Origin of the sequence: Glaciecola petra (assembly GCF_031846345.1) — a bacterium.
GTDB classification, from domain to species: Bacteria; Pseudomonadota; Gammaproteobacteria; order Enterobacterales; family Alteromonadaceae; genus Glaciecola; species Glaciecola petra.
The window spans coordinates 1-1,048 of sequence record NZ_JAVRHX010000015.1 but is presented as its reverse complement, the minus strand read 5'-3'; the positions used below and the strand labels follow the sequence as shown (position 1 = coordinate 1,048).

The 1,048-nt window shown below is 46.3% G+C and carries 1 protein-coding gene; it reads left to right on the top strand.

Annotation, left to right across the window (positions count from 1 at the left end):
- Nucleotides 1-89 precede the first annotated feature (89 nt).
- Nucleotides 90-1,048: transposase zinc-binding domain-containing protein (locus tag RM552_RS17660; RefSeq protein ID WP_432277244.1), on the top strand; the 959-nt coding region annotated here is incomplete at its 3' end.

Here is a 1,048-nt window from a genome sequence, read left to right as displayed (position 1 = left end):
CTGGCAAGTGCCATCCAAAAGCGGTCATTCAGCCAGTCGTAAATTAGCACTGTGTTTGCCACAATAGCCCACAAAGAATTCAAGGACGAATGCATGTGCTGGCAAAGCAACAAAGTGAAACATATAAGCGCCATCGACCAGAAACAACGCTACTCTATCAATTGGTTGAACGTTACTACCCAGATTTTACCGCAAACTTAGCCGACCAAGGTAAGTATCTACCCAAATATGTAGAGCGTGAATTTGAAGAATTCTTGCGTTGTGGACGACTAGAGAACGGTTTTTTGCGCGTGGTGTGTGGCGACTGCAAGCATGAGAAGTTGGTTGCATTTAGCTGTAAGCGACGTGGATTTTGCCCTAGCTGCGGAGCCAGAAGAATGGCTGAAAGTGCAGCGCTTCTTGTAGATGATGTATTACTTGGTTATCCAATTCGCCAATGGGTCTTAAGCCTACCCATTCCACTTCGATTGCTTCTAGCAAGGTACCCAAGTGAACTGAGCAAGGTGATGCAAATCATTCACCGCGCCATTTCCACGCACATTGTGAATAAAGCAGGTTTTACCAACAAACAGGCAAAAACCGGAGCAGTTACGCTTATTCAGCGGTTCGGCAGTGCCCTTAATCTAAATATCCATTTCCACATGTTGTTTCTAGAAGGCGCGATTAGTGAAAATTCATGGGGCGGCACAACTTTTACCCGCATCAAAGCGCCGTCCCATAGCGACATGGTGGAGCTAGTGCACACCATCGGCCAACGCATTGCGCGTTATTTAGAAAAAGTCGGCTTGGTAGAGCGTGATGTGGAAAACAGTTTTCTTAACTTGCCTTTTGATGATGAAGATAGTCTCCTCCAATTGCAAGGGGCTTCCGTTAGCTATCGTATAGCAATGGGGCCTCAACAAGGTCAAAAGGTGTTTACACTACAGACACTCCCTGCAAGCAATGAAGGCGAATATGGTCAGTTAGCCAATACCTCAGGTTTTTCCTTACACGCAGGGGTATTTGCCAGTGCCGACGAGCCAGAGAAATTAGAAAGATTATGCCGCTA